Below are 24,540 nucleotides of genomic sequence, written 5' to 3'. Positions count from 1 at the left end.
GCTCAGCGGCCGCCGGCCGCGGTCCGCCGGCGCCCGGCCGGGCGCCCCGGTCCGTTCGCCCGCCGCGGCGCCTTCCGCCGGGTGGCGGGCTTCCCGCTCCTGTGCTCGGTGGCCGGGGCGGTCGGTGCCGGTGTGGCCGGGGCCCGGTCCTCGGCGGCGGGCCGCGGCACGTCCCGGTGCAGCCACGCCCGCTCGGCCGCGGACCACGCGGTGGTGGTGAGCAGGTACAGCCCGGCCGCGAGCGGCACCAGGGCCGCGAACAGCACCGTGCCGAAGGACAGGTACGGCAGCAGCCGGGCGCCCGGCACCGCCGCCGCCCCCTCCGCCGGCGTCCGGCGGGCCCGGCGGAAGCCCGCGTAGCCGACCGCCGCCAGCCCCGCGTACAGCGCGCCGAAGACCAGCAGCTGCCCGGCGCCGTGCGCCGAACCGACGTGCAGACCGAGCGGGACGCCCGCCAGGGTGTGGTCCAGCAGGTCGTTCGGGGTGGTGAACAGCCGGTACATCACCGAGAAGAACGGCAGCTGCACCAGCATCGGCAGGCAGCCCGCGAACGGCGAGGACCCCTCCTCCCGGTACAGCTCCGCCAGCGCGGCCTGCAGCCTCTCCGGCCGGTCCTTGTGCCGGCGGTTGAGCTCGGCGACCTGCGGCGCCAGCCGCGCCCTGGCCTTCTCCCCGCGCGCCGCGGCCCGGGCCAGCGGGTGCAGGGCCAGCCGGACCGCGACGGTGAACAGGACGACGGCCACGGCGGTGGGAACCACCTGCGCCAGCGCGGCCACGGCATCGTGGGCCAGGCGGACGGCAGGGTCGAGCAGCGTGAAGACGGACATGGCGAGCGAGCCCTCCGGGGTCTCGGGTGACGAGGTGACGGCAGGAGGGCGACCGCGCGGAGCAGGGGGTTACGCGGCCGCCGGGGCCGCACCCGGCGCCCTGGGGCGGCGACGGCCCCGGGCGTCCGGATCACGCTGAGGAAGGAAGGCGGTGCGGTACGCGCGCCGGCGCAGCACCCCGTCACGGACCGTCGAAGGGGCCCGGGCACCGAGCAGCCGGGCCGCGACCAGAGTGCCCGCGACGGCGCCGGCCAGCAGCACGACGGCCGCCGTGGCGGCCACCACGGCCAGCGCGGGCTGCCCGAGCAGCTGATCGCCGGTCAGCACCCGGAGCAGGGCCAGCAGCAGGGCGACCACGGGCACGGCTGACCTCCTCGGGACGGCGGGCGCGGAGCGGGGGCGGTTTGGACGGCGCAGGACGGCGCGGTGGCGCCGGCGGGCTGACGGTTCGTCGTCGATCGTACGGGACGGGTACGCCCGGCCGGGCCGGCTCGGGGTGATCTCAGGGAGAACTCCGGGTCGGTCGGGGTTTCCGGCCCTGCCGTCATGGTCGTCGTTCAGCTGTCGTTCAGCGCAGGCGGACGACGGTGCCGGTGGCGTCCGAGCCGCGGGCCGCCTCCAGCACGGTGAGCGCGGCCACGGCGTCCCACGGGTCCACCGGCGGCGGGGCGCCGGTGGCGAGCGAGGCGGCGACACCGGCGTAGAAGGCCGGGTAGTCGCCCGGCTCGGTGGGGACGGGCTCCTCGGCCCCGTCCGTTCCCAGCACGCCGTACCGGACCGGGTCCTCCGCGCCCCACGGCCCGTCCGCCGGGGGACCACCCGGCCGGCGACCGGCCCGCAGGGCGTCCTCCTGCGGGTCCAACCCGTACTTGACGTAGCCGGCCGTGTCGCCGAGCACCCGCAGCCGGGGACCGCCCAGCGGCGCGAGCGCGCTCGTCCACAGGTGCGAGCGGACACCCGAGGCGTGGGTCAGCGCCAGGAACGCGTCGTCGTCCACCACCGCCCCGTCCCGGCGGACGTCGATCTCCGCATACACCGACTCCACCGGGCCGAACAGCACCAGCGCCTGGTCCACCAGGTGGCTGCCCAGGTCGTACAGCGTGCCGCCGACCTCCGCCGGGTCGGCCAGCTCCCGCCAGCCCGCCTTCGGCTTCGGCCGGAACCGCTCGAACCGGGACTCGAACCGGTGCACCCGGCCCAGCGCGCCGCCCTCCACCAGGCGGCGGGTGGTGAGGAAGTCGCCGTCCCAGCGCCGGTTCTGGAACACCGAGAGCAGGATCCCGGACTTCTCCGCGAACTCGCACAGGTCCCGCGCCTCGGCGGCGGTCGCCGCCAGCGGCTTGTCCACCACGGTGGCCAGCCCGGCGAGCAGAGCCTTCCGGGCGAGCGGGACATGGGTGCGGTTGGGGGAGGCGATCACCACCAGATCGAGGCGATCCGCCTCGGCGAGGAGCTGCTCGGGGGTGTCCACGGCGCGGGCGCCGGGGTGCTCCCGCCGGAGCCGGTCCCGGCGCTCGGGGTTGGCGGTGACCACGGCTTCCAGCCGCAGACCGGGCGTGGTGGCGATCAGCGGGGCATGGAACGCGGACCCGGCCAGCCCGTAGCCCACCAGCCCCACCCGGAACGAGTCGCTCATCCCCCTACGGAACCACGCCCACCCGGCCACCCCCACGCAGGCACGCGCGGAAAGCCCGCGCAGGCGGCCGGCCACAACCAGGGGCGCGTGGAGCTGCGCGAGGCGGGAGGCGTGGGTCGGTCACTGAGAGCACGGGCCGTTGGGCGTGGGTGGGCCGGTTCAGGGGGCACCACTGAGGGCGCGGGGGACTGTGGGAGAGCGGAGGTGACGAGTCCGCGGTGGTCGGTCGCGCAGTTCTCCCCCAGCCTTGGCGGCTGGGAGGTGCCCCCACACGCCCCTGATGGGTTGCCCGGTTGCGTCAGGCGCGGCGCTTGCGGCGGTGGATGACGGTGACGGCGGCTCCGGCGAGGAGGAAGGCGGCGCCGACGGAGGCCATCAGGCCCGTCGCCCGGGAGCCGCCGGTCTGGGCGAGCTGGGTGCCGGCGAGCTGGGCGTTCACCGGCTGCTGCGGGGTGTCCTGGACCGCCGCCGGGGCGGCCTCCGCCACCACCTGCCCGGCCGGTGCCGCAGCCGGGGCAGCCGTCGGAGCAGCCGCAGCCGGGGCAGCCGCAGCCGCCGGCGCCGCCGGGGCAGCCGCCGTCGTGTCGTGGACGTGGGCGGTCCCGCTGTCGGCGGCCGGGACGGCCGCCTTCCCCGCGGCGTTGCCGGTGCCGTCGAACACCACGTCCGAGCAGGAGTAGAAGGCCTCGGGGCTGTCCGACCGCTGCCAGATCGCGTAGATCAGGTGGCGTCCGGTCTTGCCGGCGGGGATCTTCCCGGGCATCACGTACTGCCCGTCGACGAGCGGCGGGTCGGTGACGGTGAGGAAGGGGGTGGATTCCAGGTTCGACCAGCTCAGCGGGCGGGAGGGGTCGTAGGTGCTGTTGGTGATGTACAGCTGGAAGGTGCCGCGGTGCGGGGCGGTGGCGCGGAACTTGAAGGTGAAGTCGGCGCCGGCGGTCAGGTTGGTGGCGGCCCAGTCGGGCCGGGCCAGGTCGAGTCCGACGAACTCGGCGTTGTTGGCGCTGCAGAGCCGGCCGTCCGGGATCAGCTGGCGGTGCCGGCCGGCCGCGTCGCCGATCCGGACGCCGTTCCAGTCGTACATGGCCTGGGTGCCGGCGAGGGCGATGGCGGCCTTGCAGGCGTCGGTCTTGGGCCGCTCGGGTCCCTCCAGGTAGCAGCCCTCGACCCGGCTGAGCGGGTTCTGCATCGAGCCGTGCGCGGCGGCGAGGTCGGGGGTGGCGAGCACGCCCGCGACGGCACAGGCGGCGGCCAGGGCGAGGGTGGTGCGGCGGACGGTCATCGAGTGCTCCAGGGTGGGGGTGTGGGGTGTGTCCGGGGGGTGGTCGGGGGCTGCCCCTGCGAGCACGGTAGCCATTACGGGCAAGGAAGTTGACGTGCCATCAGCGACGTTAGGAGTGGCTTAAGGAAGCCTTGAGGCGGGGGCGGACCGTCCGGTGGGCGGGCGGGTCCTGTGATCGGGCAGGCGTGCGGATTAGGCTGGGGCGCGTTGGGGCAGCCCGTACGACCACCGCAAGACCTCTGGAGACACGCACGTGGCAGACCGCAAGCCCATCGAGTCCTGGCTGACCGACATGGACGGGGTCCTCATCCACGAGGGCACGCCGATCCCGGGGGCGAAGGAGTTCCTCCGGAAGCTCCGGGAGTCCGGCAAGCCGTTCCTGGTGCTCACCAACAACTCGATCTACACCCCGCGCGACCTCAGCGCCCGGCTGGCCGGGATGGGCCTGGAGGTGCCGGAGGAGTGCATCTGGACCTCCGCGCTGGCCACTGCCAAGTTCCTCAAGGGCCAGCGCCCCGGCGGCACCGCGTACGTCATCGGCGAGGCGGGCCTGACCACCGCGCTGTACCAGGCCGGGTACGTGCTGACCGACAAGGACCCGGACTACGTGGTCCTCGGCGAGACCCGCACGTACAGCTTCGAGGCGCTGACCAAGGCGATCCGGCTGATCAACGCGGGCGCCCGGTTCATCTGCACCAACCCGGACGAGACCGGCCCGTCCACCGAGGGCGTGCTGCCGGCTACCGGCTCGGTCGCGGCGCTGATCACCAAGGCCACCGGGGTGGACCCGTACTTCGTCGGCAAGCCCAACCCGCTGATGATGCGCGAGGCGCTGAACTCGGCCGGCGCGCACTCGGAGACCGCGGCCATGATCGGCGACCGGATGGACACCGACGTGGTCTCCGGCATGGAGGCCGGCATGGAGACGATCCTGGTGCTCACCGGCCTGACCGCCCCGGAGGACGTGGAGCGATTCCCGTACCGGCCGACCCGGGTGGTCAAGTCGGTGGCCGACCTGATCGACGAGGTCTGAGACCCGCCGCCGAAGCGCAAGGCCACCGCACCACACGCACCACCACCGCACGACCCCGCCGTCCGACGTACCGGGCGGCGGGGTTTCCGTTCGCCGGCGCCGTGGACCGCGGGGCCGGGCACACAGGGGGGTCGACGGGGATGGAGGAGAAGAAGGTCACCTGGGCGGAGCTCTACTTCGACCTGGTGTTCGTCTTCGCCGTGACGCAGGTGTCACAGCTGCTGCACCACCGCCACGACTGGACGGGGACGGTTCAGGCGCTGGTGGTCTTCGTGCCGGTGTACTGGTGCTGGGTCGGCACCACCGTGCAGGCCAACATCCGCGACGTGGACACCCTGCGGGACCGGCTCGGTATCTTCGCGGTCGGCCTCGGCGGCCTGTTCATGGCGCTGGCGCTGCCCGGCGCCTACGGGCCGCGCGGGGTGCTGCTGGGCGCCGGGTACTGGGCGGCGCGGCTGGTGCTGCTCTGGCTGGTCGGCCGGATCCCGGGCGCGTGGCACGGCCCGTACGGCGTGGGCGCCCTGGTCAGCGGGCCGTTGCTGGTGGCCGGCGGCCTGCTCGACGGGCCGGCCCGGACGCTGCTCTGGGCGGCCGCCGCGTGCTGCGACCTGTCCGCGCCGCTGGTGTTCCGGCGCCGGCTGGCCAAGGTCGAGTACCACCCCGGGCACCTGCCCGAGCGGTTCGGGCTCTTCCTGCTGGTGGCGCTCGGCGAGTCCATCGTCGGGATCGGCGGCCCGGTCGCGCAGTCCGACCTGCATCCGGCCCAACTCGGCTCGGTGGCCTCCGCGTTCGTCATCTCCTGCGCGCTGTGGTGGCTGTACTTCGGCTACGCCTCGGACGCCATGCGGTACGCCGTGGAGACGGCCTCCTCGCGTCGCGACATGATCCGCTGGGTGTTCTCGTACGGGCACCTGGCGCTGATCGGCTCGGTGATCGCGGTCGCGGTGGGCTTCGGCGAGACGGTGGCCGAGCCCGGGCGGGCGCTCGGTGCGGGCCCCCTCGCGCTGCTGTACGGGGGCTCGGCGCTGTACCTGCTGACCTTCGGCTACACCCGGTGGATGATGTTCGGCACGCTCTCGCCGACCCGGACGGCCGCCGCAGCGGTGGTGCTCGCCCTGCTGCCGCTGATGGTGCGGCTGCCGGCGCTGGCCGCGCTCGGCTCGCTGGCGGTGCTGCTGGTGGGGCTCAACCTGCTGGAGTACCTGCGGGTCCGCCGGGCCCGGGACGGGGAGGCGGCACCGGCCCCGGTCCCGGACTGCCTGGCGCCCGACCTGGGATGACCGCACCCCGGGCCGGGTTCCCCGCCGGTAGCGGTCCCGGCTGTCGGTGCGGGTGTGTAGCGTTCTGGTCGTAGGAAACAGGAAGTCGTACGTCCGAGGCGGTGCGCCGAACATGGCGCGGCCGGTGGGAGGTTTGTCGTGACGGATCTGGCTGAGGCGGCCGTGAGCGCCGGTTTCGAGCTGCCCGAGTCCTGGCGGGAGGTGCTCGCCGACGAGCTGGCCAAGCCGTACTTCGCCGAGCTGGCCGCCTTCGTCGCCGCCGAGCGCGCCGAGCACCAGGTCTTCCCGCCGAGCGGCCAGGAGTTCTCCGCCCTGGCGGCCACCCCGTACGACAAGGTCCGCGTCCTCGTCCTCGGCCAGGACCCGTACCACGACGACGGCCAGGCGCACGGCATGAGCTTCTCGGTGCTGCCCGGCACCAAGACCCCGCCCTCGCTGCGGAACATCTTCAAGGAGCTGGACGCCGACCTCGGCATCCCCGCCCCCGCCCACGGGTACCTGATGCACTGGGCCGAGCAGGGCGTGCTGCTGCTCAACGCGGTGCTCACCGTGCGGGCGCACGAGCCGAACTCCCACAAGGCCAAGGGCTGGGAGAAGTTCACCGACGCGGTGATCAAGGCGGTGAGCGCGCGGGACGAGCCGGTGGTGTTCGTGCTCTGGGGCAACTACGCCAAGAAGAAGCTGCCGCTGATCGACACCGAGAAGCACGTGGTGGTGCAGGGCGCCCACCCGTCCCCGCTCTCGGCCAAGCTGTTCTTCGGCAGCAAGCCCTTCTCGCAGATCGACGCGGCGCTGGAGCAGTTCGGCACCGACGCCATGGACTGGCGGATCCCGGCGCTCGACGCCTGATCCGGCCACGGGGCTCGTCCTGAGCCCCGGGGGGTGAGCGGCCCGGGAGGGGAGCCCGGGCCGCTCTTCGCCGTGCCAGGGGAATCGGCGGGGCCGACCCCGGCTCAGCCCGGGGTGGTCGCCGACCCCGACGCGGCCGCGCCGCCCGGCACCCCGAGGAACTGCTCCCAGCCGCCCGCCGGCGCCTGACCGACCCCGAGGGTGCGCAGCTTGCGCAGTGTGGACTGGTCCTGGACCTCCAGCCACTCCACCAGCTGACGGAACGACACCAGCCGGACGTCCGGCTTCCCGGCGACGGCCTTGATGGTCTCCTCCACGGCGTCCATGTAGATGCCGCCGTTCCACTGCTCGAAGTGGTTGCCGATGAACAGCGGCGCCCGGTTGCCGTCGTACGCCCGGTTGAAACCCGCCAGGTACGAGTCGCGGGCCTGGGTGCGCCAGGCGTCGTACTTGCCCGGGTCGCCCTTGGTGCTGCCTGCGGACTGGTTGAAGAGGATGTTGTAGTCCATCGACAGCACCTGGAAGGTGTGCCCGGGGAACGGGATGCTCTGCAGCGGGAAGTCCCAGACCTTGCCGTCCTGGACCTTCTGCGGCCAGATCTGCTGCCCGCCGGGCGAACTGGCGTCGTACTTCCAGCCGAGCTTGGCCGCGGTGGGCAGCAGCGCCTTCTGCCCCTCCAGGCAGGGCGTGCGACCGCCGATCAGCTCCTTGCGGTAGTCGAAGGGCAGCGGGTCGACGTCGGTGAAGCCGGTGTTGGTGCGCCACTGGGTGACGAACCCGACCGCCTGCTCGATCTCGCTGGCCCAGTCCTCGGACGTCCACTTGTTGACGCCGTTCCCGTCCGGCCGGGTGGAGCAGAAGTGCCCGTTGAAGTGGGTGCCGATCTCGTGCCCGGCCAGCCACGCCCTGCCGATCAGCTTCAGGGTGCTCTTCACCCCGGCCTCGGAGAGGTAGGTGATGTCGGAGGCGCCGACGCTGTGCTTCGGCGGGTGGTAGAGGGAGGCCTTCTCCTTGGGCAGGGTGTAGATGCCGGAGAGGAAGAAGGTCATCGCGGCCTTGTGCTCCTGGGCGACCTTGAGGAACCGGTCGAACTGGCCGTCCTCGGTGCCGCCGGCGCCGTCCCAGGAGAACACCACGAACTGCGGCGGCCGCTCACCGGGCTTCAGCTTCTCCGGCTTCGGCTGGTTCGGCTGGGCGCCGGTGTCGGAGGTCGAACCGTCGCCCAGCGGCGTGCCCTTGACGGTGGGACCGCCCGGGGTGCCGGAGCCCCCGGCACCCGAGCCGGGTGTGGCCCCGTCCTGGCTGCCGCCCCCGGCCCCGCCCGAGCAGGCGGTCACCGCGCCCAGGGCGGCCGCCCCCGCCGTGGCCCCCAGCAGTGTCCTGCGCGAGATTCTGCTCATGGTCTCCCCTGCCACCGCGTCCGACCCGCCGGGACGACCTCCGGGGCTCCACTGGGCCGACCGGAGGTCAAGTACTGGCAAAATCGGACAATTGGTCACTGTCGCCACCCAAGGATGGCATGAGCGCGGGAAGCCGGACAAAGTCCGCCGCCCCTCCGCACGGGTGACCACGCGGCCCCACGGCAGGCCGGATCCGGGCTCCGGAGGACTGTTGCGAACCTGCGACAGAGGGCGCGCGGACGCTGCCGCGAGCCGTCACAGGAGGCTCATGCCCCGTTCCGGGCCGAGGGGTCGGTGCCGGCTCAGACCGCGAGGGCGCGACGGCGACGGCGGACCACCCGGGCGATGGCGCTGCTGATCGCCGTGGCCGCGGCGCAGGACACCGCGAAGCTCAGCCAGACCGTGTCGAACCAGTGGCTGTTCAGCCAGCCGAGACTGACGATGTACGCGGCCCACACCACCGCGGCCAGCGCCGACCAGCGCAGATAGGTGCGAGGACGGCCCGAGGAGTGCCCGACGGCCAGGTCCAGCACGGTCCGTCCGGCCGGGACGAAGCGGGCGACGATCACCATCGCCGCGGCGGTCCGGCTGGTCACGCCCTCCAGGGTGCGGGCCACCCGCTCGACGCTGGCGGCCAGCTTCGGACGGCGCGCCAGCCGCCGGTGCACCGCGGGCGCGCCGCGCCGGGCCAGGTTGAGCAGCAGCAGATCGCCGAGGAACGAGGCCACCGCCACCCCCACCGCGAGCAGCAGGGGCGAACCGGAGGTCTCCGAGACCCGGAGCACCGCGAGGATCACCAGGGTGCCGCTCGGCAGGAACGGCAGGAAGGCGTCACCCAGGACGGCGCACAGCGCCAGTACACAGATGAGTGACGGTCCGACCGCGTCGGTGATCTCCATGGTGGTACTCCCTCCAGACCTCCCGGGGGAGAGCAGGTGCTGCGCGGCACAACGCTAGCGCTTCGACCTTTCATGCCGTGAAGCACCCCTGTGTGGTCGGACTCACGGCGGGGCCGACCCGGAGCGGACCCGGACCGGCGCTGGAGGTGGGGTGGGGTCCGGTAGGGGACCGGCCGGCGAGGTCCGCCGGGGCACGCGGGCCCGGGAACGGCGAGAGCCCCCGGGCGGGGTGCCGCTCCAGGGGCTCGTGGGACCGGACGGCGCTGGTCGAGCCCGCCGGTCGTGCGCATGCGGCACGGGCCGGTGAGCGGTCCGTACTGATCCACAAGCTTGCCGCACCACCGGGACCGCAGTGGCCGATCCGGCTGGCGACTTCCCGCGCTGGCGTGAACTCGCCACGCTGCGTGTTCCCCTGGTAGCGCGTCAGTAGTCCGCACCGGTCCCGAGCGCGCCGACACGTCCCGTACGTCACACCGGGAACACGGCGGCCCGCGGACCGGTTGTCCACCAACGGCCCGTACCCACGGCGCCGGACAGGGAGGACGAACAGCATGACCAGCGCGGCGGACCAGCCCCTCGGCGGATCCCACGGCGAACGCCCCGGCGACCCCGGACCCGTCCCCGCGACCGGGCCGGGCGCCGCCGCCGACCCGATCCGGGGCCGGGCCCGCGGCACCGCCCCGGCGCCGCTCTCCATCCTCGACCTGGCCACGGTCGGCGCCGGCCACACGGCGGGCGAGGCCCTCGCCGCCACCACCGAGCTGGCCCGCGCCGCGGAGTCCTGGGGCTACCACCGGTTCTGGGTGGCCGAGCACCACGGCATGCCCGGGGTCGCCAGCTCCAGCCCCGCCGTGCTGCTGGCCCACCTCGCCGCCCACACCTCGACCCTCCGCCTGGGCTCCGGCGGCGTGATGCTGCCCAACCACGCGCCGCTCGCCGTCGCCGAGCAGTTCGGGCTGCTGGAGGCCCTCCACCCGGGCCGCATCGACCTCGGCCTCGGCCGCGCCCCCGGCACCGACCAGGCCACCGCCCGCGCCCTGCGCCGTGGCCTCTCCGAGGGGGCCGACGACTTCCCGCAGCAACTCGCCGAACTCACCCACTTCCTGGACGGCGACTTCCCCGCCGGCCACCCGTACGCCCGGCTGCGGGCCGTCCCGAGCGGCGAGGGCCGCCCGCCGATCTGGCTGCTCGGCTCCTCCGGCTTCAGCGCCCGGCTGGCCGGCCGGCTCGGCCTCCCGTTCGCCTTCGCCCACCACTTCAGCGCCGCCAACACCGTGCCGGCGCTGGACCTCTACCGGTCGAGCTTCGAGCCCTCGGCCGTCCTCGACGAGCCGTACGCACTGATCGGGGTCAGCGCCGTCGCGGCCCAGGACGAGGAGGCGGCCCTGCGACTCGCCCGCTCCGCCGGGCTGGCCATGCTCCGGCTCCGCCAGGGCCGCCCCGGCCTGATCCCCACCCCCGACGAGGCCGCCGCCCACCCGTACACCCCGGCCGAGCGGGACTTCCTGGAGGAGTGGCTGGGCACCATGGTCCTCGGCGCTCCCGCACAGGTGGCCCAGGGGCTGGAACGGCTCCGCGCCCGCACCGGCGCCGACGAACTCATGGTCACCTCCCACATCCACGGCCACACGGCCCGCCGCCACTCGTACGCCCTGATCGCCCAGGCCTACGGCCTGGCGTGACGGGGCAACCACCGAGGGGCGCGGGGAACTGCGCGGGGCGGGCGGTTACGGTCCGCGGTGGATTGGTCGCGCAGTTCCACGCGCCCCTTCAGGGGTTGCCCGGTTGCGCAGGCGTCAGCTCCGGCGGCGCTCCCGCAGTATGGCGGCCACCAGCTCCGCCTCCCCGGGGCGGGCGAAGTACCAGCCCTGGGCGGTGTCGCACCCGGTGAGCCGGAGCCGTTCGGCCTGTGCCGCGCTCTCGATGCCCTCGGCGGTCACGGTCAGCCCGAGTGCGTGGGCCAGCTGCACCATCGCGCCGACGATCTGCTCGTCCGCGTGCGACCGCGCCGCGTCCGACGTCGCCGTGTCCGGCCGCGCCGGGTCGCGGAAGCCCTGGATGAAGCTCCCGTCCAGCTTGAGCACGTGCACCGGCAGCCGGGAGAGGTAGGCGAGGTTGGAGTACCCGGTGCCGAAGTCGTCGATGGCGATCCGGATGCCCATGTCGGCCAGCGCCTGCAACGCCTCGGACGGCCGGCCGCCGGGCCCCAGCACCGCGCTCTCGGTGATCTCCAGCTGCAGCAGCCGGGCCGGCAGCCCGGTGGTCTCCAGGACCTCGGCCACGTCGGCGACCACGTCGGAGTCCCAGATCTGGCGGGCCGCCAGGTTGACGCTGACGAAGGTCTCGGTGTCCGGGAACTCGGCGAGCCAGCGTTGGGCCTGCCGGCAGGACTCCTCCAGCACCCACTTGCCCAGCGGGACGATCGCCCCGGACTCCTCCGCCAGCGGGATGAAGCGGTCCGGCGAGAGCGTCCCGTACCGCGGGTGTCGCCAGCGGACCAGCGCCTCCGCCCCGCGCACCGCCCCGTCGGACAGGCCCACCAGCGGCTGGTACTCCACCGCGAACTCGCCGCGTTCCAGTGCCGGCCGCAGAGCGGTGGCCAGCAGGTGGCGGGTGAGCTGGTCGGCGCCGCGGTCCTGGTCGTACAGGGTCCAGCGGGCCCGGCCGTCGGCCTTGGACCAGTAGAGCGTCGAGTCGGCGTCCCGTAGCAGGTCGGTCGGGGTGCTGCCGTGCACCGGCCGCTCCACCACGCCGACCGAGGCGGTGACGGCGAGCTGGTGCCCGGCCACCTCGAAGGGCTGCTCCAGGGTTGCGACCAGCTCGGTGGCCAGCCGGGTGAGCTGCTCGCTGCCCCGGCTGTCGGTGACCAGGACGGCGAACTCGTCGCCGCCGAGCCGGGCAACCAACTGTTCCTCGCGGCGGCCGAACCCGCGCTCCAGCCGGCCGGCCACGGCCACCAGCAGCTGGTCGCCGATGTGGTGACCGAGGGTCTCGTTGATCGCGGCGAAGCCGTCCAGGTCCACGTAGCAGAGCCCGACCCGCCGCCCGGGGGAGGCCATCGCCCCCGCCCGGCCGTTGGCCGTGCCGCTGGAGCCGCTGGAGCCGTTCGCGGCGGGGCCGCCCGCCGCCGGACCGCCGGCCGACACCCCGTCGGTCGGCAGGCCGTTCACCGGCAGCCCGTCGATCGCCGAGCCCACCACCTGCCGCCCACCCGAGCCGTTCACCGGCCCGCCGTTGACGGCCGCACCACCCCCCGCACCGTTCACACTGCCGTTCACCTGCTGCGCCGCGGGCTGGAACGCCGCGTCCAGCCGCTCGAAGAACAGCGTCCGGTTCGGCAGCCGGGTCAGCGGGTCGTGCAGGGTCTGGTACGCCAGCCGGTCGCCGAGCAGCCGCTGCTCGGTGACGTCCTCGACCATCGCCAGGGTGTACATCGGCCGCCCGGCGCCGTCCCGGATCAGCGAGATGGTGACCTTGCTCCAGACCTCGCGCCCGGCACGGTGCTTGAGCCGCTTCTCGACCCGGATCCGCTCCCGCTCCCCGCGCACCAGCTCCCGGTAGAGCCGCCGGGGCGCGTCCTCGGGGTCGATGATGTCGTGGATGTGGGTGCGGACCAGCTCGCCTGCACCGCACCCGAGCATCGCCGCGAAGGCGGGGTTGGCCTCGATGATCAGGTCGTCCGGGTCGATCAGCGCCATGCCGATCGCGGCGTCGGCGAACGCAGCCCGGAACCGGGACTCGCTGGCCCGGAGCGCGGCCAGCAGCTGGGCGCTGTCCCCGCCCACCGGGGCGGCGCAGGTGGGGCAGACCGCCGGCGAACCGTCCTCCTCCCGCTGGCCGAGAGCCACCTGCCCGAGGCCGGGCTCCGCCTGACCCGGATCCGGGTCCCGGTGCCCGAGCTCCGGTCCGGGGCCCTCGGCGACCGCCGTCCCGTCCGGGGGCCGGTACGCCGTGCGCAGCCCGCCGGTCTCGCGGTCGGGGTGTGGTTGGTGGGTGTGTCTCGGTTCCTGGTGCCGCACGCCTTGGCGGTGTGCGTCGGCCCCCTCGTTCCGGCCCGGCACGGCACGCTCCCGTCCGCTGCTCACACTGTTCCGGTCGGCTGCCCGTACCGCGGTGGCCGGCTCGCCTGGTGCCTCCTGGCCCGCGTGTGGTGGGTGTGGTGCTCGCTCACCCGCCGGAGCCGCGCCAAGGGGACGTGGTGGTGGCGCCCTGGCCACTGTCGCCGATCATAGGACGCCCGCCGAACGGGCGGCGACCGCCGCCAGGGTGATTCATCCGGGTTTCAGACGGACCGTGGCGGAACATGACGAGGCCCCTGGCCTGCGGAATCACCGGATCCCATAGCAGACCAGGGGCGTGGGCCGTGGGTGGCGCGCCCTGACGGTGTGTCCGGCGCGCCCGGCGTGCCGTCAGCCGGAACCGGCGGGGAGGGGCACCGCTCAGGCGAGGCTGGCGGTCAGGGTCACCGTGGTGCCGGTCAGGGCCTGGCTGACCGGGCAGTTGAGCTTGGCGTCCTCGGCGGCCTTGGCGAAGCCGGCCTCGTCCAGACCGGGCACCTCGCCGACCACGGTCAGGTGGACGCCGGTGATGCCGGTGCCGGGCTGGAAGGTCACGTCGGCCTTGGTGTTCAACCGGGTGGGCGGGGTGCCCGCCCCGGCCAGGCCGTGCGAGAGGGCCATCGAGAAGCAGGCGGAGTGCGCGGCCGCGATCAGCTCCTCCGGGCTGGTCAGGCCGTTCGGCTCCTCGCTGCGGGCGGGCCAGGAGACCGGGAACTCGCCGATGCCGGAGGAGTCGAAGCTCGCCATGCCCTTGCCGTTGAGCAGGTTGCCTTCCCACACGGTGTGCGCGGTACGGGTGGTGGCCACGGTCGGGTACCTCCTGTGCTGGGGAACTGCGGCGGAGAACTGCCGGTCCGTCACGTCCGGCGGTCCGTGGGCCAGCCTACGGGCCGCCGCCGTCCCGGACCGGGACTCTGCCCGCAAACCCCTGACGGGCGTGCCCCGTCAGCCGGCCGCCGACCGGGCCGCCCACCGGGCTGTCCACATGGCGGACGTCGGGCCGAAATCGTGCGGGTCCGCAGGGCCGCCCCTGTTAGATTGACGCAGGCCCGAGCCCGTACGCCGTCCACCCGACCCGGAGCCACGCGATGACCGATCAGCCCGCGAATGCCGCCGCCACCCCCCGCCCGGAGGGGATCGACGAGGCCGTCCGCGCCGAGCTGACCAGCCTGCGCGAGAGCATCGACAACATCGACGCCGCTGTGGTGCACATGCTCGCCGAGCGGTTCAAGGCGACCCAGCGGGTCGGCCGGCTCAAGGCCGAGCACCGGCTCCCGGCGGCGGATCCGGCCCGGGAGCGCGAGCAGATCAAGCGCCTGCGGGAGCTGGCGGCCGGTGCCCACCTGGACCCGGTCTTCGCCGAGAAGTTCCTGACCTTCATCATCGCCGAGGTCATCCGGCACCACGAGGCCATCGCCCGGGCCTGAGCCGTCCCCGGTGCGCGCCCGCCCCCACCCGGGGAGCGGGCGCGTCCTGCGTCAGCCCGCGGCGGCACCCTCCGCGATCCGCTCCGTCCGACCGTCCGCGCTCGCGGACCTCCCGGCCCCGGCGTCCCCGGCCGGCGGGGCGTCCTGCGGCTCGGGGGTGTCCGGCCCGCCGCGCTGCGCGGCGAACGCGCCGGCCAGCACCAGCGCGCCACCCGCCAGCTGCGGCAGCCCGAGGTGCTCGCCGAGCAGCACCCAGGCCAGCACGGTGGCCACCACGGCCTCCAGGTTGGCCACCACGCCCGCGACCGGCGGCGAGAGCCGCTGCACGGCCACCACGCCGGTGAGGTACGCCAGCACGGTCGCCACCAGGATCATCCAGGCCGCGGGCAGCAGCGCGGGAAGCTCGTGCCCGTTCATCCGGACCTGCCCGGCGAGCACGCTCCAGTCCGCCTCCCAGGGGCGGGTGAACGCGGTCAGCAGCACCGCGCCGATCAGCAGGCCGTACGCGCTGACCGCGATCGGGTCCACCGGCTTGTCGCCGCGGCGGCCGGCGTCGGCCAGCACGAAGTAGCCGACCTGGCAGCAGGCCGCGCCGAGGGCGAAGAGCACCCCGAGGGCGTCGAAGCTCAGGCCGTGCCACACCTCGACCACGCAGGCCAGGCCGGCCACCGCGACCGCCGCCCCGATCGCGGCGCCACGGGAGACCGGCTTGCGCTGGACGAACTTCACGTACCCGAGCAGCAGCGGCGGACCGAGGTACTCGATCAGCAGGGCCACGCCGACCGGGATCCGGGAGATCGCGGCGAAGTAGCAGGCCTGGACGGCCGCCACCGCGAGCAGCCCGAAGCCGATCAGCAGCCCGGGTCGCTGCCGGAACGCCGCCCGGTGCCGCCAGGCCAGCGGCAGCAGCACCAGGGCGGCGCCGGCGACCCGCAGCCAGACCACGTGGAGCGGGGAGAGACCCGCCGTGATCAGCGGCTTCGCGGCGGTGCCGGAGCCGCCGAAGGCGAACGAGGAGAGCAGGGCCAGGGCCAGGCCGACCGAGGCGGCGGAACGGGCGGGTGAGGGTATCGAGCTGTGCACCGACGCATTGTGCCAGCCGGTCCACGGTCTACGTAAGGTGCTATCTCGTGTTTTGGTACTGCCCCCAGCTGGGGGTGGCGGTGGCCGTGCCCGCGGGGGTCGCCGTGGCGGTGGGCGTCGCCGCCGGCGTCCGGGTGCCACCCGGCCGGGTGCCGCCCGGGGTGGCCGCAGGGGTGCGGTCCGTCCGCTCGTTCCAGCGCGGGGTGCGCTCCCGGTCCTGCGGGGTGGCCGGGGCCGCCGGGGAGGCCGGCGCGGAGGGCGAGGGCGACGGGGAGGCCGGCGGGGTGGAGGGGGCCACCACCGGCCGGCGCGCGGCCTGCGGGAACGGCGAGACCGGCTTCCCGGCCAGCGCCGCCTTCATGTACGCCGTCCAGATCTGCGCCGGGAACCGGCCGCCCGCCGCGCTGCCCGCGCCGCCGAGGCCGTCCAGGGTGACCTGGGCCCCGGTGCCCGGCTCCTGACCGAACAGCGCCACCGCGGTGGCCAGCTCCGGGGTGTACCCGGCGAACCAGACCGACTTGGAGTCGTCGGTGGTACCGGTCTTGCCCGCCGCCGGACGGTTCAGCGCGGCCGCCCGGTAGCCGGTGCCGCCCGGGTCCTCCACCACGCCGCGCAGGACCGCGGTGGTCGCCCGGGCCGCCTCCCGGCCCACCGCCTGGGTGGCCTTGTGCGCCGGCAGCTCCACCGGCTCGCCCTCGACCACCAGCGACTTCACCAGCCACGGGGTGATCTGCTGCCCGTCATCGGCCAGCGCGGCGTACACCCCGGCCATCTGCAGCACGCTCGGGGTGGCCGAGCCCAGCGGGATCGAGGGCACCGCGGCCAGCCCCGGGGTGTCGGCCGGCAGGCCGAGCGCCACCGCGGTGCTGCGGACCGTCTCCAGGCCGGTGTCCTGCGCGAGCTGCGCGTACGCCGAGTTCACCGACCAGTCGGTGGCCTGCTGCAGGGTGATCGGCCCGTAGTCCTTGCCGCCCTCGTTCGGCGGGGCGTACGGGACGCCCTTGGCGCCGCGCACCGGGCGCTCGCTGGTGCCGTCGTAGACGGTGTCGGCGGTGATCCGCTCGCCGGACTGGGTCCGGGCGCCGCTGTCGAGGGCCGCCGCCAGCGCGATCGCCTTGAAGGTGGAGCCGGCCTGGTAGTCCTCGCGGGTGGCGTTGTCCACCCAGTGCTCGGTGGCGTCCGAACCGCCGTACAGCGCCACCACCTGGCCGGTCCGCGGGTCGACCGAGACCGCGCCGGCCTGCACGGCGGCGTCCGCCTTCCGCTTGGCCGGGTCCAGCTCCTCGGTCAGCTGCGCCCGGACCGCGTCCTGGAGCTGCTGCTGCCGCTTGGGGTCGACGGTCAGCGTGATGGTGTAGCCGCCCTGGGCGAGGTCGGCGTCGGTGAGGATGTGCTGCCCGGTCAGGTACTCGGTGGCGGCCGCCACCAGGTAGCCCGCCTGCCCGGCCAGGCCTGGGGCGCTCTTCGGCTCCCTCACCTCGGGGAACTCCGTCGCCGCCCGCTCCTCGGCGGACAGCCACTTCTTCTGGACCATGCCGTCCAGCACGTAGTTCCAGCGGTTCACCGCGTTCTGCTTCCCCTTGGCGGAGGCGGTGGAGACGTCGTAGGCGCTCGGAGCCTGGAGCAGCGCCGCCAGGTAGGCGCCCTGGGCGGTGGTCAGCCGGTCGGCGTCCACGCCGAAGTACGCCTGCGCGGCGGCCTGGATGCCGTAGGCGCCGCGGCCGTAATAGGAGGTGTTGAGGTACCCGGAGAGCACCTCGTCCTTGCTCTGCGTCGCGTCCACCTTGATCGCGATGAACAGTTCCTTCACCTTTCGGCCGATGGTCCGCTTCTGGCTCAGGTAGGTGTTCTTGACGTACTGCTGGGTGATCGTGGAACCGCCCTGGGCGCCGCCGCCGGAGGCGGTGTTGAGCGCCGCCCGGACCATGCCCTGGAGGTTGACCGCGCCCTCGTTGTAGAAGTTGCGGTCCTCGGCGGCGAGGGCGGCGTGCTGCGCGGCCGGGGAAACCTTCTCCAACGGGACGTTCTGCCGGTTGGTCTGGCCGGTCCGGGTCAGCAGCGAGCCGTCCTGGTACAGCCAGGTGTTGCTCTGCGCGACGGCCGCGGCGTGCGCGTCCGGCACCTGGACCAGGACGATCCCCAGCGCGAAGGCGGCCACCCCGAGCACCGCCGCGGCCGTCAGCGAGAGCAGCGAGGTCCGCCAGGTCGGCAGCAGCCTGCGCAGGCCCCGGCGGGACGGTCGGGCGCCCCGCGGGTGACGGGCGGACCCGAGGGCCCGGGGGGAGCGGCGGTGCAGGGACGCGCGCCGGCCGGGCTGCTGGCTGCCAGAGGACACGGAGGGCCTTCCCGCGAGCCCCCTAGGTCCGGTCGCTCACTCGGTTGACGGTTTGGACCGATCCATCCTGCCTGATCCACTTGGCGGACATCGTGGATCTATGTCCGGATTTGGTCTACATCACATTTCCCTACCATCCGCCCATCACCGCCCGATAGGGTGCGGGCACCCACCGCCACCCAGGGAGTCCGATGGCCCGGCCGCGCATCCTCTACGTCACCGACCTCAGCTACCCGGCCCGCGGCCGCCGCTACGGGGACGAGGACGTCCGGCTCACCGCCCGGCTCCGCGAGCGCTTCGACCTCGCCCTCGCCCACCCGCTGGACGCCACCGCGCTGATGGACGCCTTCGACGCCGTGGTGGTCCGCAACAGCGGGCCGGTCCTGCACTACCAGGCCGCCTACCAGGAGTTCCGGACCGAGGCGCTGCGCCGCGGCACCCGGGTCTGGACGCAGCTCACCGGCCTCGCCGACCAGATCGGCAAGCAGTACCTGCTGGACCTGACCGCCGCCGGCTACCCGGTGATCCCCACCGTCGACCGCCGCGAGGACCTCCACCTGCTGCCCGCCGCCGACCGGTACGCGGTCAAGCCGAAGCAGGGCGCCGACTCCATCGGCCTGGTCTTCGCCACCCCCGAGGAGCTCGCGACCACCCCACTCGGCGGGGTGCTGGTCCAGCCCAGGATCGACTTCCGGCACGAGGTGTCCTTCTACTTCGTGGACCGGGAGTTCCAGTACGCCCTCTACACGCCGGACCCGGAGCGGCGCTGGGAGCTGGCCGTCCACCGGCCGAGCGCCGAGGACCTGGCCTTCGCCCAGCGGTTCGTCGACTGGAACCGGATCGACCACGGCATCCAGCGGGTCGACGCCTGCCGCACCCGCGAGGGCGACCTCCTGCTGGTCGAGCTGGAGGACCTCAACCCCTACCTGTCGCTCGACCTGGTCGACCCGGCCACCCAGGACGCCTTCGTCGCCGCCATGACCGCCTCGATCACCCGCCTGCTGGCCTGACCGGGGCCGTGTCGGAAGGCCCGTAGTTGCCCGGGAACGCCGAAGGCCCCCCGCTTTCGCGAGGGGCCCTCGACCGTCTGTGCGCCGCCAGGGACTCGAACCCCGGACCCGCTGATTAAGAGTCAGCTGCTCTAACCAACTGAGCTAGCGGCGCCTGCTGACGGGGAAAACAATACACGGTCCACGGTGTGCTCCGGACCACCCCGGCGGCGGCCGGCCGGGCCGTGTCGGAAGGCCCGTTGCTGCTCGGGAACGCCGAAGGCCCCCCGCTTTCGCGAGGGGCCTTCGACCGTCTGTGCGCCGCCAGGGACTCGAACCCCGGACCCGCTGATTAAGAGTCAGCTGCTCTAACCAACTGAGCTAGCGGCGCCTGCTGACCCGGAGAACACTACACGGTCTCCGGCCGGCCGCCGAATCGTCACCGCCCGCTCACCTCAGGTGATGGCCTCGCCGGGGCGGTGGCAGGCCGCGGTGTGGTCGGTGCCCGGGCCGGCCGGGGCGGCGGCGGGCTCCTCGCGTTCGCAGCGGGCCCGCCGCCCGGGGTCGAGCACCGCGTACACCGGGCAGCGGGTGCGGAAGCCGCAGCCCGGCCGGCGCTCGGTCGACGAGGGCGGGTCGCCGGGCAGCAGGATCCGGCGCCGGGTGCGCTCGGCCACCGGGTCGGGCAGCGGGACGGCGGACAGCAGCGCCCGGGTGTACGGGTGCCGGGGTGCCTCGAACACCTCGGCCACGCGGCCGGTCTCCACCGTCCGGCCGAGGTACCAACTTCGGCGCCGGGAGTCTCGCCGACACCGACATCACCCGGGTCGGCTGGGAGAAGTGACCACCGCCTCCCGCCCGGCGGCGACGAACAGCAGGCGGCACCCGGGCCCGCGGTGATCACGAGGACGGGCAGGCAGGGGCCCAGGGGCGTCGGTGACCCGCCCCCGTGCCCCGCCTCCCGTCCTTGACCTTCCGCACAGCCCGCGGACCGCCCGTGTCGTCGTCCCTCGGTACCGGAATCTAGCCTCCCGGCCGGTGTCGCCCGGACACCTTCCCCGGGGCACGCCGCGAGCCGCCGGGCTGTCACCCGGTTCGCGCACTCCGGCGTCAACTCATCCTGACGGCAGGCCGGGAGAGCCCGGGGGGCGCGCGGCCCAGCATGCCGCCGGGGTGCGTGCGCCGGGGCATCCGGAGTGCCAGGATCGCCGTACCGACCCCGTCCCGAGGCGAGCTGATGAGCAGCGAAGCGGCCGCACCGCACCCCGACCCCGACCAGCACCGCCCGGTCCGGCGGATGGCCGCCCGGAGCCGTGCCGAACCCCACCGCACCGCCACCTGGCTGGAACTCTTCTTCGACCTCTGCTTCGTGGTGGCCGTGGCCCAGGCCGGCCGGGAACTCGCCCACGCCGTCGCCGACCACCACCTGGGCACCGGCCTGAGCGGCTACCTGCTGGCCTTCTTCGCCATCTGGTGGGCCTGGATGAACTTCTCCTGGTTCGCCTCCGCCTACGACGTGGACGACGTCCCCTACCGGATCACCACCCTGATCCAGATCGTCGGCGTCCTGGTGCTCGCCGCCGGCGTCCCGCGGATCTTCGCCGACCAGGACGTCACCCTCGCGGTCGCCGGCTACGTCCTGATGCGCGTCGCCATGATCACCCAGTGGCTGCGTGCCGCCCGGTCCGAACGCGGCTCCGCCCGCACCATGGCCCTGCGCTACGCCCTCGGCATCGCCGTCTGCCAGGTTGGCTGGTGCCTGCTGCTGCTCGTCCCCGACGACGTCCGCCCCTACCTCATCCCGCTCGGCGTGATCGCCGAGGTCGCCGTCCCGGTCTGGGCCGAGGCCCCGGCCAAGAGCACCTGGCACCCGCACCACATCGCTGAGCGGTACGGCCTGTTCACCATCATCGTGCTCGGCGAGACGGTCACCGCCGCCACCCTGGCCATGCAGTCCGCGCTCGACGAGCACGAGGCGCTCGGCGAACTGCTGCCGATCGCCGCCGGCGGCCTCCTGATCTGCTTCGGCGCCTGGTGGATCTACTTCGCCACCCCCATCCACGGGCTGCTCCGCGCCAACCGGCAGGCCTTCCTCTGGGGCTACGGCCACTACCTGGTCTTCGGCTCGGCAGCGGCGATCGGCGCCGGCCTGGAGGTGGCCATCGAGCACGCCGTCGGCGCCGCCCACCTCTCCGCCGAGGCCGCCACCGCCGCGGTCACCGTCCCCACCGCGCTCTTCCTGTTCACCGTCTGGGCGCTGCACTCCCGCCACGTCAAGCAGGGCAGCGAGCAGGCGGTGCTGCCGGCCGCCGCGGCCGCCGTCCTCGCCTGCACCGCCGCCGGGCAGGGCGGCGTCCTGCTCGCCGGGCTGGTCACCGCCGCCGCGGTGGCCGTGGGCATCGTCCTGCACACCAGGCGCGCCTGACCACGGGCGCCGTCGCCGGCCCGCCCGTGGTCGCGCCGACCGTCAGTACCGGATGCGACCATGCCCCGGCACCGTCCCGTCCCGGCCCCAGGAGCCCCCGTGCCCCCCACCCCCGAACACCTCGACGACCTCCCGTACGCCCACCTGCTGCAACCGCACAGCGGCCCGCTCCGCCCCGACGAGCGCTACGACACCGTCCACTTCGACGGCGGCACCCACCCGGAGTCCGCAGCCGGCGCCAGCTTCCTGGAGTGCGCCTTCACCGGCGTCGACCTGGACGGCACCGGCCTGCGCCGGGCCCGGTTCAACGAGGTCCTCGTCAGCGGCGGCCGCTGGGTCGGCACGGACCTGGCCGAGTCCGAGTGGCAGGACACCACCGTGCACACCGCCGTCCTTGCCGGCCTCGCCTGGTACGGCTCCCAGCTGCGCCGCACGGTGCTGCGCCGGTGCAAGCTGGAGGCGGTCAACCTCCGCTCGGCGCTGCTCGCCGACGTGGTCTTCGAGGACTGCCTGCTGCGCGACGTGGACCTCGGCGGCGCCCGGCTGACCGACGTCTCCTTCCCCGGCAGCACCCTGGAGGGCGTCCGGCTGGCCGGGGCGCGGCTCCAGCGCACCGACCTGCGCGGGGCCACCCGGCTCGACCTGCCCGACGGGCCGCAGGGACTGGCCGGAGCCGTCATCGACACCGGCCAACTGATGGAACTGGCACCGCAGTTCGCGCACGCCCTCGGCATCGTGGTGAAGGACGCCTGAATCCGCCGTTCACCCCCCGGTCGCCGTACGAGCGAGGGGTGAACAGTCCAACAATCCTTGCGTCAAAGGCATGGCCACCCACCCGGACCCTGGGCCAGGATGCACGGCGTTCGGTGTTGTCCACACAACCTGTGCGGGCGACGCCCCCATCCTCGAAGGGACGGACGGGTCAGATGGCGGCTCTGAGTCGTAGGAAGTTCATGGCGCTCTCGGCGAGCGCGGCGGCGGGCGCGGCGGTGGCGGGAGGCGGCGTGGGCCCCGCCGCCACCCCGGCGGCGGCCGCGGCGGCGAACGCCACCGGCACCCTGGTGGACGCCAAGCACATCGTGATCCTCATGCAGGAGAACCGCAGCTTCGACCACTACTTCGGCATGCTGAAGGGCGTCCGGGGCTTCGGCGACCGCGCCGCGATCCAGATCGCCGGCGGATACAGCGTGTTCAACCAGCCCAACCTCCTCGGCCGGCAGTACCCCTGGCAGTTCAGCCTGACCAAGCCGGCCGGCGGCGCCGACCCCGAGCGCCTCGCCCAGTGCAACGGCGACCTCGCCCACGGCTGGTCCGACCAGCACCGCGCCTGGAACAACGGCAAGCTGGACTCCTGGGTCGCGGCCAAGGGCAACGTCCGCACCCTCGGCTACCTCACCCGGGCGGACATCCCCTTCCACTACGCGCTCGCCGACAACTGGACCGTCAACGACGCGTACTTCTGCTCCGTCATCAGCGCCACCGGCCCCAACCGCACCTACCACTGGAGCGGCCAGATCGACCCGGACGCCAAGGCCGGGGGACCCGCCTACGACGGCGGCGACGAGAAGAACCTGCGCTGGCAGACCTACGCCGAGGCGCTGGAGAACGCGGGCGTGAGCTGGAAGGTCTACCAGAACGCCGCCGACAACTACGGCGACAACGCGCTGGCCTACTTCAGCCAGTTCAGCTCCGCCCCGGCCGGCAGCCCGCTGGCCGCCAAGGGCATGGCCTCCGTCCCCAAGGTCACCGGGAGAACCCCGGACGACATCGTCGCCGCCATCAAGGCCGACGTGCTGGCCGGCACCCTGCCCCAGGTCTCCTGGATCGTCCCCAACCAGGAGGTCTCCGAACACCCCTACGCCACCCCGGCCGACGGCGCCCACTTCGTCCACAACGTGATGAACGCGCTCAACGCCGACCCGGCCGTCTTCGACTCCACCGTCCTGTTCCTCAACTACGACGAGAACGACGGCTTCTTCGACCACGTCCCGCCGCCGGCCGCGCCCGCCGGCACCCCGGGCGAGTTCTACAACGGCACCAACATCGGCCTCGGCTTCCGCGTCCCGATGATCGCCATCTCGCCCTGGACCCGCGGCGGCTGGGTCAGCTCCGAGGTCTCCGACCACACCTCCGTGCTGCGCTTCCTGGAGAAGTGGACCGCCGCCGTCGGCAAGCCCGCGCAGTGCGTCAACATCAGCGACTGGCGCCGCAAGGTCTGCGGCGACCTCACCGGCATGTTCGACTTCGCCAACCCGGTGTACGGCATGCCCGCGCTGCCCGACACCGCCGGCGCCGTGGTCGGCATGTCCACCTGCGGCCCGCTGCCCAACCCGGCGCCGGTGGACAACAAGCTGCCGCTCCAGGAGCCCGGCACCCGCCCGGCCCGCGCCCTGCCGTACCAGCCGCACGCCAATCTCGACCACCTGGAGTTCGGCTCCGGCGGGGTGATGAAGGTCTGGATCTCCATGACCAACCAGGGCACCGCCGCCACCCACCTCGCCGCCTACGCCAACGCCTACCGCTCGGGCGGCCCCTGGCAGTACACGCTGGACGCGGGCGGCACCCAGAGCGACTTCTTCAACTGCGGCACCGGCTTCGGCGGCGGCCCCTACGACCTGAGCGTGGTCGGCCCCAACCGCTTCCTGCGCCGCTTCCGGGGCGACGCCACCAAGCCCGGCAAGAGCCTGACCGTGACGGCGAGCTACGCCACCGCGCCGACCACCGGCAAGCCGGCCGTCTGGTTCAGGATGGCCAACGCCTCGGCCGCGCCGGTGACCTTCACCGTCACCGCCAACCAGTACCGCGGCGACGGCCCCTGGACGTACCAGGTGCCGGCCGGCGGCGAGACCAGCGACTTCTTCAACGCGGTCGCCTACAGCAACGGCTGGTACGACTTCACGATCACCGCCGACAACGACCCGAGCTGGTCCCAGCGCTTCACCGGCCACCTGGAGACCGGCCAGGCCAGCATCAGCGGCTGATACTCGCCCGCTCGGGGCGGGGTAGCCGTACCTGCC

At 73.9% G+C, this 24,540-nt stretch carries 20 protein-coding genes and 2 tRNA genes; 9 read left to right on the top strand and 13 right to left on the bottom strand.

Annotation, left to right across the window (positions count from 1 at the left end; genetic code table 11):
• Nucleotides 1-2: 2 nt before the first annotated feature.
• The 4 genes from ABWK59_RS12940 to ABWK59_RS12925 form a co-directional block, all read right to left on the bottom strand.
• The gene (locus ABWK59_RS12940; protein ID WP_354640656.1) at nt 3-827 is read right to left on the bottom strand and encodes a YidC/Oxa1 family membrane protein insertase; all 825 of its coding nucleotides are present in this window, start codon (nt 825-827) and stop codon (nt 3-5) included.
• Between the two features lie 69 nt (nt 828-896).
• A complete protein-coding gene (locus ABWK59_RS12935) occupies nt 897-1,190 on the bottom strand; it encodes a DUF6412 domain-containing protein (protein ID WP_420492775.1) in 294 nt (97 codons plus the stop codon).
• 205 nt (nt 1,191-1,395) lie between these two features.
• The gene (locus tag ABWK59_RS12930) at nt 1,396-2,463 is read right to left on the bottom strand and encodes a Gfo/Idh/MocA family oxidoreductase (RefSeq protein ID WP_354640654.1); all 1,068 of its coding nucleotides are present in this window, start codon (nt 2,461-2,463) and stop codon (nt 1,396-1,398) included.
• A gap of 298 nt (nt 2,464-2,761) precedes the next feature.
• The gene (locus ABWK59_RS12925; RefSeq protein ID WP_354640652.1) at nt 2,762-3,820 is read right to left on the bottom strand and encodes a lytic polysaccharide monooxygenase auxiliary activity family 9 protein; all 1,059 of its coding nucleotides are present in this window, start codon (nt 3,818-3,820) and stop codon (nt 2,762-2,764) included.
• Nucleotides 3,821-3,998: 178 nt separating this feature from the next.
• Between ABWK59_RS12925 and ABWK59_RS12920 the strand changes: the two genes are divergently transcribed.
• The 3 genes from ABWK59_RS12920 (at nt 3,999) to ABWK59_RS12910 (ending at nt 6,907) form a co-directional block, all read left to right on the top strand.
• The gene (locus tag ABWK59_RS12920; protein ID WP_354640650.1) at nt 3,999-4,778 is read left to right on the top strand and encodes an HAD-IIA family hydrolase; all 780 of its coding nucleotides are present in this window, start codon (nt 3,999-4,001) and stop codon (nt 4,776-4,778) included.
• Between the two features lie 140 nt (nt 4,779-4,918).
• Nucleotides 4,919-6,058 carry a low temperature requirement protein A gene (locus ABWK59_RS12915; RefSeq protein ID WP_354640648.1) on the top strand — a complete coding sequence of 380 codons (1,140 nt, stop codon included), beginning with the start codon at nt 4,919-4,921 and terminating at the stop codon, nt 6,056-6,058.
• A 138-nt stretch (nt 6,059-6,196) separates the two neighbouring features.
• Nucleotides 6,197-6,907: a uracil-DNA glycosylase gene (locus tag ABWK59_RS12910; protein WP_354640646.1), complete on the top strand. Its 711-nt coding sequence runs from the start codon at nt 6,197-6,199 to the stop codon at nt 6,905-6,907.
• 104 nt (nt 6,908-7,011) lie between these two features.
• Here ABWK59_RS12910 and ABWK59_RS12905 read toward each other — a convergent pair whose 3' ends face one another.
• Nucleotides 7,012-8,307, bottom strand: a complete 1,296-nt coding sequence (locus tag ABWK59_RS12905; RefSeq protein WP_354640644.1) for a hypothetical protein — start codon at nt 8,305-8,307, stop codon at nt 7,012-7,014.
• 302 nt (nt 8,308-8,609) lie between these two features.
• Complete coding sequence (locus tag ABWK59_RS12900) at nt 8,610-9,206, bottom strand: DedA family protein (RefSeq protein WP_354640642.1); 597 nt, start codon at nt 9,204-9,206, stop codon at nt 8,610-8,612.
• A gap of 551 nt (nt 9,207-9,757) precedes the next feature.
• On the opposite strand from ABWK59_RS12900, the gene ABWK59_RS12895 reads away from it, so the two are divergent.
• The gene (locus tag ABWK59_RS12895; protein ID WP_354640641.1) at nt 9,758-10,888 is read left to right on the top strand and encodes an LLM class flavin-dependent oxidoreductase; all 1,131 of its coding nucleotides are present in this window, start codon (nt 9,758-9,760) and stop codon (nt 10,886-10,888) included.
• A 114-nt stretch (nt 10,889-11,002) separates the two neighbouring features.
• On the opposite strand, the gene ABWK59_RS12890 is transcribed toward ABWK59_RS12895, so the two are convergent.
• Nucleotides 11,003-13,225, bottom strand: a complete 2,223-nt coding sequence (locus ABWK59_RS12890) for a putative bifunctional diguanylate cyclase/phosphodiesterase (protein WP_354640639.1) — start codon at nt 13,223-13,225, stop codon at nt 11,003-11,005.
• Between the two features lie 420 nt (nt 13,226-13,645).
• Entirely contained in the window at nt 13,646-14,071 is a 426-nt protein-coding gene (locus ABWK59_RS12885; RefSeq protein WP_354640637.1) for an OsmC family protein, read from the bottom strand.
• A 281-nt stretch (nt 14,072-14,352) separates the two neighbouring features.
• Between ABWK59_RS12885 and ABWK59_RS12880 the strand changes: the two genes are divergently transcribed.
• On the top strand, nt 14,353-14,691 hold the full coding sequence (locus tag ABWK59_RS12880; RefSeq protein WP_354640636.1) for a chorismate mutase: 339 nt from the start codon (nt 14,353-14,355) through the stop codon (nt 14,689-14,691).
• A 51-nt stretch (nt 14,692-14,742) separates the two neighbouring features.
• Here ABWK59_RS12880 and ABWK59_RS12875 read toward each other — a convergent pair whose 3' ends face one another.
• Both ABWK59_RS12875 and ABWK59_RS12870 read right to left on the bottom strand, forming a co-directional pair.
• On the bottom strand, nt 14,743-15,774 hold the full coding sequence (locus ABWK59_RS12875; RefSeq protein WP_354640634.1) for an EamA family transporter: 1,032 nt from the start codon (nt 15,772-15,774) through the stop codon (nt 14,743-14,745).
• A gap of 40 nt (nt 15,775-15,814) precedes the next feature.
• Nucleotides 15,815-18,109, bottom strand: coding sequence for a transglycosylase domain-containing protein (locus ABWK59_RS12870; protein ID WP_354640633.1), 2,295 nt, complete (start codon nt 18,107-18,109; stop codon nt 15,815-15,817).
• A gap of 191 nt (nt 18,110-18,300) precedes the next feature.
• Here ABWK59_RS12870 and ABWK59_RS12865 point away from each other — a divergent pair, with 191 nt between their 5' ends.
• The gene (locus ABWK59_RS12865) at nt 18,301-19,119 is read left to right on the top strand and encodes a hypothetical protein (RefSeq protein ID WP_354640631.1); all 819 of its coding nucleotides are present in this window, start codon (nt 18,301-18,303) and stop codon (nt 19,117-19,119) included.
• A gap of 80 nt (nt 19,120-19,199) precedes the next feature.
• On the opposite strand, the gene ABWK59_RS12860 is transcribed toward ABWK59_RS12865, so the two are convergent.
• The 3 genes from ABWK59_RS12860 to ABWK59_RS12850 all read right to left on the bottom strand — a co-directional run bounded on the left by ABWK59_RS12860 (nt 19,200) and on the right by ABWK59_RS12850 (nt 19,850).
• Nucleotides 19,200-19,273, bottom strand: a tRNA-Lys gene (locus ABWK59_RS12860).
• 142 nt (nt 19,274-19,415) lie between these two features.
• Nucleotides 19,416-19,489: transfer RNA gene (locus tag ABWK59_RS12855), tRNA-Lys, on the bottom strand.
• Between the two features lie 64 nt (nt 19,490-19,553).
• Nucleotides 19,554-19,850, bottom strand: coding sequence for an oligopeptide/dipeptide ABC transporter ATP-binding protein (locus tag ABWK59_RS12850; RefSeq protein ID WP_420492774.1), 297 nt, complete (start codon nt 19,848-19,850; stop codon nt 19,554-19,556).
• Nucleotides 19,851-20,335: 485 nt separating this feature from the next.
• Between ABWK59_RS12850 and ABWK59_RS12845 the strand changes: the two genes are divergently transcribed.
• The 3 genes from ABWK59_RS12845 (at nt 20,336) to ABWK59_RS12835 (ending at nt 24,504) form a co-directional block, all read left to right on the top strand.
• On the top strand, nt 20,336-21,523 hold the full coding sequence (locus ABWK59_RS12845; RefSeq protein ID WP_354640629.1) for a low temperature requirement protein A: 1,188 nt from the start codon (nt 20,336-20,338) through the stop codon (nt 21,521-21,523).
• 99 nt (nt 21,524-21,622) lie between these two features.
• Nucleotides 21,623-22,276, top strand: coding sequence for a pentapeptide repeat-containing protein (locus ABWK59_RS12840; RefSeq protein WP_354640628.1), 654 nt, complete (start codon nt 21,623-21,625; stop codon nt 22,274-22,276).
• Between the two features lie 173 nt (nt 22,277-22,449).
• A complete protein-coding gene (locus ABWK59_RS12835; RefSeq protein ID WP_354640627.1) occupies nt 22,450-24,504 on the top strand; it encodes a phosphocholine-specific phospholipase C in 2,055 nt (684 codons plus the stop codon).
• The last annotated feature ends 36 nt before the right edge of the window (nt 24,505-24,540 follow it).

The organism is Kitasatospora sp. HUAS MG31, from assembly GCF_040571325.1.
GTDB lineage: Bacteria > Actinomycetota > Actinomycetes > Streptomycetales > Streptomycetaceae > Kitasatospora > Kitasatospora camelliae.
This window is presented reverse-complemented; position numbering and strand designations above follow the sequence as displayed.

Excerpts from the sequence above, each read along its gene's own strand:
- ABWK59_RS12940 (WP_354640656.1), bottom strand. The coding sequence starts at position 827 with ATGTCCGTCTTCACGCTGCTCGACCCTGCCGTCCGCCTGGCCCACGAT.
- ABWK59_RS12915 (WP_354640648.1), top strand. The coding sequence starts at position 4,919 with ATGGAGGAGAAGAAGGTCACCTGGGCGGAGCTCTACTTCGACCTGGTG.
- ABWK59_RS12905 (WP_354640644.1), bottom strand. The coding sequence starts at position 8,307 with ATGAGCAGAATCTCGCGCAGGACACTGCTGGGGGCCACGGCGGGGGCG.
- ABWK59_RS12895 (WP_354640641.1), top strand. The coding sequence starts at position 9,758 with ATGACCAGCGCGGCGGACCAGCCCCTCGGCGGATCCCACGGCGAACGC.
- ABWK59_RS12835 (WP_354640627.1), top strand. The coding sequence starts at position 22,450 with ATGGCGGCTCTGAGTCGTAGGAAGTTCATGGCGCTCTCGGCGAGCGCG.
- ABWK59_RS12880 (WP_354640636.1), top strand. The coding sequence starts at position 14,353 with ATGACCGATCAGCCCGCGAATGCCGCCGCCACCCCCCGCCCGGAGGGG.
- ABWK59_RS12845 (WP_354640629.1), top strand. The coding sequence starts at position 20,336 with ATGAGCAGCGAAGCGGCCGCACCGCACCCCGACCCCGACCAGCACCGC.
- ABWK59_RS12900 (WP_354640642.1), bottom strand. The coding sequence starts at position 9,206 with ATGGAGATCACCGACGCGGTCGGACCGTCACTCATCTGTGTACTGGCG.
- ABWK59_RS12930 (WP_354640654.1), bottom strand. The coding sequence starts at position 2,463 with ATGAGCGACTCGTTCCGGGTGGGGCTGGTGGGCTACGGGCTGGCCGGG.
- ABWK59_RS12925 (WP_354640652.1), bottom strand. The coding sequence starts at position 3,820 with ATGGCTACCGTGCTCGCAGGGGCAGCCCCCGACCACCCCCCGGACACA.
- ABWK59_RS12865 (WP_354640631.1), top strand. The coding sequence starts at position 18,301 with ATGGCCCGGCCGCGCATCCTCTACGTCACCGACCTCAGCTACCCGGCC.